The 9580-nt window shown below is 36.7% G+C and carries 11 protein-coding genes; 6 read left to right on the top strand and 5 right to left on the bottom strand.

The window, feature by feature from the left end; translation table 11 throughout:
- Positions 1–87 precede the first annotated feature (87 nt).
- From yihI to hemN, 3 genes are all read left to right on the top strand, one after another.
- On the top strand, positions 88–675 hold the full coding sequence (gene yihI / locus KO495_RS10425) for a Der GTPase-activating protein YihI (protein ID WP_215980350.1): 588 nt from the start codon (positions 88–90) through the stop codon (positions 673–675).
- A gap of 5 nt (positions 676–680) precedes the next feature.
- Positions 681–1175 carry a DUF2489 domain-containing protein gene (locus tag KO495_RS10420; RefSeq protein WP_215980349.1) on the top strand — a complete coding sequence of 165 codons (495 nt, stop codon included), beginning with the start codon at positions 681–683 and terminating at the stop codon, positions 1173–1175.
- Positions 1176–1243: 68 nt separating this feature from the next.
- On the top strand, positions 1244–2614 hold the full coding sequence (gene hemN, locus KO495_RS10415) for an oxygen-independent coproporphyrinogen III oxidase (RefSeq protein ID WP_215980348.1): 1371 nt from the start codon (positions 1244–1246) through the stop codon (positions 2612–2614).
- Between the two features lie 114 nt (positions 2615–2728).
- Here the strand turns inward: hemN and rmf are convergent, their stop codons facing one another.
- Positions 2729–2902, bottom strand: a complete 174-nt coding sequence (gene rmf / locus KO495_RS10410) for a ribosome modulation factor (protein WP_215980347.1) — start codon at positions 2900–2902, stop codon at positions 2729–2731.
- Positions 2903–3308: 406 nt separating this feature from the next.
- Complete coding sequence (locus tag KO495_RS10405) at positions 3309–3485, bottom strand: DUF3820 family protein (RefSeq protein WP_252738908.1); 177 nt, start codon at positions 3483–3485, stop codon at positions 3309–3311.
- Between the two features lie 237 nt (positions 3486–3722).
- Here KO495_RS10405 and KO495_RS10400 point away from each other — a divergent pair, with 237 nt between their 5' ends.
- The gene (locus tag KO495_RS10400; protein WP_215980345.1) at positions 3723–4841 is read left to right on the top strand and encodes a DUF3083 family protein; all 1119 of its coding nucleotides are present in this window, start codon (positions 3723–3725) and stop codon (positions 4839–4841) included.
- Between the two features lie 54 nt (positions 4842–4895).
- Here the strand turns inward: KO495_RS10400 and KO495_RS10395 are convergent, their stop codons facing one another.
- Positions 4896–5423 carry a response regulator gene (locus KO495_RS10395; protein ID WP_215980344.1) on the bottom strand — a complete coding sequence of 176 codons (528 nt, stop codon included), beginning with the start codon at positions 5421–5423 and terminating at the stop codon, positions 4896–4898.
- Positions 5424–5467: 44 nt separating this feature from the next.
- Positions 5468–6733: a HAMP domain-containing sensor histidine kinase gene (locus KO495_RS10390; RefSeq protein ID WP_215980343.1), complete on the bottom strand. Its 1266-nt coding sequence runs from the start codon at positions 6731–6733 to the stop codon at positions 5468–5470.
- A 134-nt stretch (positions 6734–6867) separates the two neighbouring features.
- Here KO495_RS10390 and msrA point away from each other — a divergent pair, with 134 nt between their 5' ends.
- Complete coding sequence (gene msrA, locus KO495_RS10385; protein WP_215980342.1) at positions 6868–7422, top strand: peptide-methionine (S)-S-oxide reductase MsrA; 555 nt, start codon at positions 6868–6870, stop codon at positions 7420–7422.
- A gap of 91 nt (positions 7423–7513) precedes the next feature.
- Here msrA and KO495_RS10380 read toward each other — a convergent pair whose 3' ends face one another.
- Complete coding sequence (locus KO495_RS10380; RefSeq protein ID WP_215980341.1) at positions 7514–8062, bottom strand: YkvA family protein; 549 nt, start codon at positions 8060–8062, stop codon at positions 7514–7516.
- Between the two features lie 219 nt (positions 8063–8281).
- Between KO495_RS10380 and KO495_RS10375 the strand changes: the two genes are divergently transcribed.
- Positions 8282–9520, top strand: coding sequence for a DUF3667 domain-containing protein (locus KO495_RS10375; protein ID WP_215980340.1), 1239 nt, complete (start codon positions 8282–8284; stop codon positions 9518–9520).
- The last annotated feature ends 60 nt before the right edge of the window (positions 9521–9580 follow it).

Here is a 9580-nt window from a genome sequence, read left to right as displayed (position 1 = left end):
GACGCTTTTTTTATCTCTTTTTTGCGGCTTTTAGTGAGTGAATAACGTAAAATAGTCGCCATTATTGCTAAAGTTGAGTGTAAAACCATGTCACGCACGAAAAAATCAAGAAAACCAGGTGGCGCGCCAACAGCCAAACCTAAGTTAAGTAAACAAGAGTTAGCTAAAGTAGAAAAGCGCGTTCGTAAAACAACAGGAAAGCAGGCGGGAAACCGTCAAAAAGAAGCAAAAATTGAAAAAGACAATGCGAACCAGTCAGCGGCTAAAAAAGACCCGCGCTTAGGAAATAAAACCCCTATCGCCCTAGGAAAAATCACTGAAAAAGCAGAAAAAACGCAGCAAAAATCACATAAACCAAAAGTAGCACAAGCTATTGCGGGTGTTCGTTTTGCTGAGCCAGTTAAGCCTGTTTTTTCGCCAGAGCAAGAGCTTGAAGCGATTGAGCAAGATGAAGCCTTATTGGCAATTCTTGCTAAGTATGATGAAGATATTGCGCTGACTGAGCAAGAAGTTGAGTATTACAATGAAATGATGGAACGTCATCAGGTGCTAACTGCTGAGTTGGGTATTGATGACAGTGATGATGACGAAGATGAGCACGTTGGCAACGACAGTGAAGACGATTTATGGGATAAGCTAGACGGGCACGACTTTTCTGATTTCGAGAAAAATTAATTACTATGTTAGATTTTTGGCAATATGCATTAATTGCTGCGGTTGTTGTTATTGCAGGCTTAGCATTTTATGCAGGTAAGTTATTGAAACAACTTTCAGTACAAACGGCGCAGCAGCAACAGGCTAAAATAGCGCGTCAACAAGCGCTCAACAAGCATGATAAAAAAGTGCTTGATAGTGTGTTACTTATTACTCGAGCAATGAAAGAAGAACAGTGTGAGTTTGACGAAGGCTGCTGGCGAATATCGGTATTATTAGGCTCGTTAAAAACACACACTGAACTTGAACAAAAGTTTCCAGCCATTTTTGGTTTGTATGAAAAAATTAAAACCTTGTCAATTTTAGAAGAGCGTAAAAAACTCCCTAAAAAAGAGCGCATGCAACAAGATTACCAACGTATGAAGGCCGAGTCTGAATTACACGATAATATTGTTATTGAGCTTGAGTTACTGTATCAGTTTACTAGTGAGCAAATTGAGTATTTATCACCGAGTGCTTGATCAATATCAATATTAGCTTTTACTGATGCCTTATAATTACCGTGATACTTTATTCACGGTAATTATAAATGAAAGTCAGCCAATTTTTTGATAACACTTTACTTAATAAATACAACACCAGCGGGCCTCGATATACTTCATACCCAACGGCGTTAGAATTTCATGAAAGTTTTAGTCAAAGCGACTTTATTCAAGCGATAGAAAATTCTCACAATCGCGACTTGTCTTTATACGTGCATATTCCTTTTTGCCACACCCTTTGTTATTACTGTGGTTGCAATAAAGTAGTGACTCGCCATCGCGGTAAGGCTGATACATATCTTGAGTTTTTAGCCGAAGAAATTGCTTCACAGGCACCTTTATTTCATGAATATACCGTCAAACAATTACATTGGGGTGGCGGTACACCGAGTTTTTTAACGCATCAACAAATCACAACGTTAGTGACTTTATTAAAAGAAAAGTTTAACTTTGCTGATGATCTAGAGATGAGTATTGAAATTGATCCACGTGAAATAGAAATGGATTTAGCTGAGCATTTATTTTCACTTGGCTTTAACCGTTTAAGTTTAGGGGTTCAAGATCTCGACTTAAAGGTACAAGAAGCGATTAATCGCGTGCAATCTACCGAGTTTATCGGTGATTTTATTGCGCATGCCAAAGCAGTAGGTTTTAAGTCCATTAATATTGACTTAATTTATGGTTTACCTCATCAAACACTCACTAACTTTCATAAAACCTTAGTTAAAGCTCATGAGTGGGATGTTGATCGCATTTCGTTATTTAGTTATGCACACTTACCGAGTCGCTTTGCTGCGCAACGTAAATTACGTGATGAGTGGTTGCCTAACACCCAAGAGAAATTTGCCTTAATGAAGCTTGCCATTGAAACTTTATGTGAGCTGGGTTATGACTTTATTGGTATGGACCATTTTGCTAAACCAAAGGATGAGTTATCTGTTGCGCAACGTAATGGCGAGTTACATCGAAATTTTCAAGGGTACACCACTAGAGGCAGTTGTGACTTACTTGGTTTAGGGGTGTCATCTATTAGTGCAATTGGCGACAGTTTTAGTCAAAACATTAAAGAACTAAAAGCTTATTATCAGGCTATTACCGATAAAAAACACGCACAAGAAAAAGGGCTTAGTTTATCCCAAGATGACATTATTCGTGGTGATGTTATTCGTGAGTTAATGTGCAATTTATTTTTAGATAAGCGTGTTATTAGTGATAGGTATGGAATTAATTTTAACGAATATTTTAAAGATGATTTACCTTTACTTGATACCTTTATTGCCGACAACTTAGTTGAAAATACACAAGATACTATTCAAGTTTCACCGAAAGCTCGTTTGTTGATTCGCATTATTTGTATGAGTTTTGACGCTTATATGAATAAGCATATTAACCAGCAGCGTTTTTCAAGAGTAATTTAAGCCTAACAATAAGTGGCTGTGTTAGGTCGTACTAATATCAACTAATGGTTAGGTAACAAAGTATTTAGCTACAACAATAAATAACAATATTGTTACCTAACAACGTGACAGAAACTATTTATATAACCCCATGTTTCGATCAGTTATTGCTTCGCGCCAGCCGCCAAGCCATTCTGATTTTGCTTCTAAGTTTTGGTAAGGACATTGCTCTTTAGCTTTGCCCCCTAAGCCTGCTTGATAACCGTTAGAATGTGCTCTACCTAATTTATCCCTTTTTTGTCTTTTCATTTGTTTACCTCACAAAAATACATAGTAAATATTTGATAAATAAAATAATTAGTGTCAATTTTTATGCTGCTATTATTGACAATAATTACTACAACATACTACTTAGTGGTCAATTTATGTCGCCAAACCTAAAGGTTGCATTGCTTTAGGGTTACCCTTTTGGAAGGGGATTGTTAAACCTTGATGACGCGCAGATGACAATTAATTTAAAAATATTTAGCCTGCATATGCAAGTAAAAAATTGTACAAATTAGCAGCGATTTGTAACTGATTAGTGTGATTAAAATATCGAGACTAAGACTAAAAATTGATTACCTTGGAAAACAGTTTCTTAGCTAAAACAGATATAACCCAGAGCATTAATATTTAAGTTTTTTATAATTATTTACTCTAGTAAGAGAGGCGTTTAATCAGTATGCAAAAGTGGCTTTAACATTTCTTCAAGCCCATTGAGTTTTATTTCATACATTAAAGCAAGTTGCTCGCCTAACTTACCTTCTGGAAAGCCTTTACTGTGAAACCAAACCAAGTAAGGCTCAGGTAATTGTAATAATTTTCTGCCAGCATACTTTCCAAAAGGCATGGTTTGATTGATCGCTGTAATGAGTGATTGTTGATCAGGTAACAAATTTTTTCCTTAATATTTCAATATAAAGCTTGTCATATTTGTGACATAAAAAGCACACAAAAGCTTCATTTACTGAGCCTATACTGCGCCTATTAATCTGAAGCTAATTTAACAATAAGTTGCATAAATTGGTTCAGCCTATCGTTAATAGCTTACTTGTGAAGAATAACGTAATTACATTTAGGGATAACTATGTCAATTATCAGAAAACGAAGTGCCGCACACAAAGCTTATTTGCCGAGCAATGCACGAGACAACCAATATATACTGGCCGAGTTTGCGCTTACCGATGAATTTTTACAGCAAATAACCCCTTACTATCTTGAGGCTAAGTCTCAGCCGTATTATGACTTTTATCAAAAATTATCGACACTATTTTTTGAGTTAACTGATGCGGTTGAATTAGAAAATTGCCACTTTATTGCTAATGATAAATTAGCGAGAGTACGTTTTAGTCAAGAAATGCATCAGTGGCAGACTAATCAGCAAATACTGTTTTATTATGATCCTGAGCAGCACCAACTAAAAAAATCTTTTTTTGATGGTAGTCAAAAGGCTAAAAAAATCTGCTTGTTATTCTTAGCAACCGGTAATGATATTCGCTTTAATGCGGCACAGTTTCACCAGCGGGTTAGTGCTGTGGTAGCTCAGTTTGCCGAACAAATTAATTTAGATATTGAAGATGTACGCTTACGAGATCACCAGCACTTAACGTATGATTTATTTGCCAAAAATAAAGGCTGCTTAAATACTCAAGCACATAAATTACGTCAAATTAATAAACGTTATGCAAGTCAGCAAGTGACTATACCGACTTACCATAGTGCGATGAATTATGCGGTTGTAAATTTAAATATTAGTAATCACTTATTAAACTTAGTGGAAATCGACCCGCATTCACAAGACCCATATAACCCGTTATACACTTACTTAACAGACGTGTTTACCATGGCAGCTAAACGTTATAATTTAAATAATGGCGCGTTGGTAGCTAATGGTTTGGTACCTATTGTTAGATATAGTATTCATGAAATTGTTTCTCGAGTAGGTGAATTGCAAATGCTGGGTTACAACCCCGAGCAAAGCCCTTGCGGAATTATTAGTAAGTGGGATGCTAGCGAGCTCACCGATAGCGTGCAGCTTATTTTTGTTGCAACACCGGAAAATAGTACCGAGCACGGTTTTGGCCGATTTTTGAATCAAATTGAGCAAGCAATGCAGTTAATGGCGAGCGAATTAGAAATATCACCAAGCAAAGACGAGCTAGTGATCCGCTTTCACCAACATGTTGCCTATAATTTTAGTAAATAACCTGAGTTCAGGCTATAGAGTTTTATAAGAGTTATTGGTGGTTTTAATCTTATTTTAATGTTGCGGCCGCTTTTGCAGTTTGCGCTGTAGAGTGCGCCTATGCATCGATAATTGTCGAGCAGTGGCAGAAATATTGCCTTGATTCGCTTTTAGCACTTGTTGAATATGTTGCCATTCTACTTGCTCTGCTGATAATGTTGGCTCATTCTCAGGGGTTAAGTGAATTGCTGTTGGTTTGGTATTACTCAATACTGCTAGTAGTGTTTGGCTGTCGACCGGCTTAGATAAATAATCGTCAGCGCCTAACTTTATTGCATCAACGGCGGTAGCAATACTAGCAAAGCCCGTTAATAGAATAATGCGGCTTTGTGGTCTTAGCTGGCGTAATGGTTTAATTATGTTTAGAGTGGTTTCCTGAGCTAATTTCATGTCGAGTAAAATATAGTCAGGTAAGTGTTTACGACATGCTAATAAAGCATCGCTATTATTGTCGGTGTGAACGCAATCATAACCGTTTTTATTGAGTCGCCGTATTAAGGTGTTAGCGAAAGCGTTATCGTCTTCAACGAGTAATAATTTCATTATTGTGTTACTTAACTTAGGGTGGCTGCATCATAGTCGTATGACTATTTATTTGCAGTGGGTTGTTGTGTTGTCTGGCAAGGTAAACTTAATGTAACTAATGCTCCACCCTCAATATGGTTGGTTAAGGTTAGTTTACCGCCTATTCTTTCTAAACTCGCGTGACTAAGAAATACTGCCATACCTAAACCTTGAGTGCTAGTTACGGGCTTAACACCTAATTCGTTGAGTTTTTTTAAGGTAAAGCCTTTACCAAAATCTCGAATAATCAGTTGCCAGTTTTTTTCACACGTCATACTAGTAATTACTAACGCAGAGCTGCCATTATTTTTAGTCGCTCTAACCGCATTATTAATTAAATTTAATATCGCAGGCATTAATGCTGCGTCAGCCATAACCATTGTACTTTCGTGGTTAAGCTGTTCTATATCAAGAGCTATTTCAGGATAGTTTACCTCAACATTGGCTTTTATTTCATTTAATAATGTTTGAGTACTTATTGCTGTAATCCTTTGCTCTTTTATGGAGAAAACCATTTCCCTGAATTCATCTAAACTTACTCTACAGCGAGCTAATTGAACTTGCATATCACCAATAACCTCACTATTAGGAAAATCTTCGCTAAGTTCATCAGCAAGTAATTGTACTGTGGTAATAGGAGTGGCGAGTTGATGAGTCACTTGTGCTGCAGCAACCCCGAGAGAAGTGACTTGTTCTTGCTTTAATAAATTCTCACGATACTTGGCAATGGCTAATTGTTGCTTATTAATACTACGTGCCATTTTACCGACAACAATAGCAACCACTAAAGCGGAAAATAAAAAGTTAATTCCCATCGCAATAAAGTGCCCTTGCATGTTGCCATGCATAACGCTCATTGGTAGCAACCATAATAAAATACTGTATGAGCCTATCGCTAATAAGGCTACGAGTGACAATAGCGCAGGTGTTAGCGTAACCGCTGCAATGGCTATAGGAATTAACAACAACGAGACAAATGCATTGGTTGCCCCGCCACTAAAAAATAATAAGCACGAGAGAAAAATAATATCAGCAGAGGTTTGTATTAATATCGCTTTTTGTTGCTGAGCACTATTTTGGTTGAGCATACTTGCTTGTTTGTAATAAAGCATACTTGCTAAGGTGAATGCTACTTCAACAGCAATTATAAAGAATAGTGGTGCCCAAGGAAGTTGATATTTTAAAGCGATATTAACAAAAAGAATCAATAGTACTTGAATAATAATAGCAACACCACGTAGCGCAATAATGGCTTGTACTTGGTTTGCCCCTTTTAAAAAGTGAGTCATAGGTTTTTCTTTTACATCCTTAAGCATATAATGCAATGATTACAGGCAGCATATTACCTTATTTACTTAGGATAATACCTGAGCTAGCGCATAAATAGGTAGGGTAATGTTGACTTTCCCAACGAGGATTTATAATGACAGAAGAATTGGCAAAAAATAATATACAAGTGGCGACGTTAGCTGGTGGCTGTTTTTGGTGCATTGAAGGTGCTTACAATAGTATCCAAGGCATTGAAAAGGCAATTTCAGGTTATATGGGGGGAGAGACTACCACGCCAACTTATGAAGAAGTTTGTAAAGGCACTACTGGGCATGCTGAAGTAGTACAAATACATTTTGACAGTACCGTGATTAGCTACCGACAATTGTTAGAAATATTCTTTAGCTTGCACAACCCAACACATTTAAACCATCAAGGTAATGATGTTGGTACGCAGTATCGCTCTGAGATTTTTACCCATAATGATGAGCAAGTCGACGTTGCTAAAGATATTCTTGCTGAAATTAACGAAAATAATACCTTTGATAAGCCGACGGTAACTAATATCTCACCTGCGGTAACTTTTTATGCTGCTGAAGATTATCATCAAGCATATTTTAAGAATAACCCTGAAAATCAATATTGTCAGGCGGTTGTTTCACCTAAACTAGCTAAGTTTAAGAAAACTTTTGTTGAAAAATTAAAGTAGTTAAAGTCGTTAAAAGTGATTTAAATAAGAAAGGGCTGCATTATGCAGCCCTTTTTGCAGTTGTTGATTGAACTAATAACATTAAACGTTGTTAAAACACCGAACGGAATGAAGAACGACCTGAACGACGAGTATTACGACGGTTACGCATGCGGCTATGTAATTCACGGCGTTTTGCATCTAACCATTCATCACGAGTCACTGTAGCATCACCCTTACGGCCTTCTTCACGACTTCTATAGTTACAGAACTCTTCAAAGGCTTCTACATCATCGCTGAACTCACCAGCGACTAACTCAATCATAATCGCGTCATCTAAAAAGCCAAGAACAGGAATATGATCAGGCACTAAGTCTTCTGGATCGCTAAAATACGCAAGAGCACTTAACACTTCTACACGCTCTTCTTCAGGTATCTGCCATTCAGAGTCTTCAATCATGGCAACAAAGGTTTCTAATTTTTGAATGCGAATACGAACAAACTCAGGCACATTATCTTTAATGTTGGCGCTGATTTTTTTTGCATTCTCTATAATTGTTGCTTCACTTAATGCTTTTGCGCCTTGTTGTGCTTTGCGCATTACGTCGCGGAAGTGATCTAGATCTGCTTCAGATAATTCAAACTTAACTTCAAACGCCATTATAATTCTCCTGTGTTGGCTTTAGGGCAAAACTTCAACAAATTAACTTTGATGAATGGCAATAATTAATGTTATTGCTTAATTTTGATAGCAGTAAATTTAGCAGATCGTATTAGAGAGAGCACGCTTAAAAAGCAAATAGCGATAAAATATTGCAACATTTATTTCACATAATGATATGCTTTTGTGAATTTTTGAACACATTGTCTAAATAATAATATGTCATTACCTCATAGTGCTGAACATGAAAGTACTGCTCTTACTGCTGCTGAGAGCGCTTCTTCAACAGAGGAAGAGAGTCATAACAACGCATTAACTGAAAAGTCATGTGAGAACTGTCATCAAGTTGTCACGGGTGATTTTTGTTCTAACTGCGGACAATCGCTTGACTCAACCTTAAAGTATTTTTGGGTGGTTATTTTACACTTGCTTGATGACATTTTTAGTTTTGATTCTCGTGCTAGTCGTACTTTATTTCCTTTAATATTCCGCCCCGGTTTTCTAACCAATGAATATTTTTCTGGTAGGCGGGTTCATTATGTACCACCAATACGCTTGTATTTGTTTATTAGTATTGTCTTCTTTTTAACGCTAAAACTAACGGTTTCATCAGAAGAAAAGCACACTATTGAGCTGAAAAATAATAAAGCCGCTATCGCTCAAGTTACTGAACATATTGAAAAGCTTGATGAAAAAAGACTCGCGGTGTTAACTCAAAAAGAGAGTACTGAACTTACTAGAATAAATGCCGATTTGCTCCGCTTTAATGATTACCTAAAAGATTTAAGCCTTGATATTTCAATTGCAGACAATAACAAGCTTGTTAAAGCGACACGACAGCTTGTTACCCTGGAACTTGAGAGAGTTAAAATAGAGGCGGGCGATAAAAGTGATGGTATTACTATTGGCAATAATCAAGATGATAGTTTGTCATTTGATTTTTTGTCGGCTGAAAGTAATAAAAAGCTAAATGATTTTGGCGACGAATTAGGTGAAAAGGCGGAGAAAACTTTTTCAACGGATACTAACCGTTTAGTGACTGAGGTCTTAGGAAAATTACCACAATTAATGTTTGTGCTTTTACCGCTATTTGCGCTACTGCTTAAACTAGTTTTTATTTTTTCTAAACGACTATATATGGAACACTTAACTGTGGCATTGCATAGTCATAGCTTTATTTTTGTGAGTTTACTCTCAATAGATTTAATTGATGTAACCCACGATTATTTTGAAGAAATAGGTAGCGATATTGCACTTTATACAGCAAGCGCTTTAGGGGGAATTGGTTTTATTTGGCTGTTATGGATCCCTATTTATTTGTTTGTTATGCAAAAGCGAGTTTATAAACAGGGTTATATAATGGCTTTGTTAACCTATAGCTTTGTCGGAACTATCTATTTTATTTTAATGGCATTGACGACTCTTGTGGCCATTGTGTGGGGACTAACTTCAATTTGATACCTTTACTAAGCTAATTTAACCTTAGCTCAGGTGAAAATAAAAAAGCACTTATTAATA

The sequence above is a fragment of the Colwellia sp. D2M02 genome, from assembly GCF_018860755.1.
GTDB lineage: Bacteria > Pseudomonadota > Gammaproteobacteria > Enterobacterales > Alteromonadaceae > Colwellia > Colwellia asteriadis.
The sequence above is the reverse complement of the archived record's forward strand: the minus strand, read 5'-3'. Positions and strand labels throughout refer to the sequence as shown.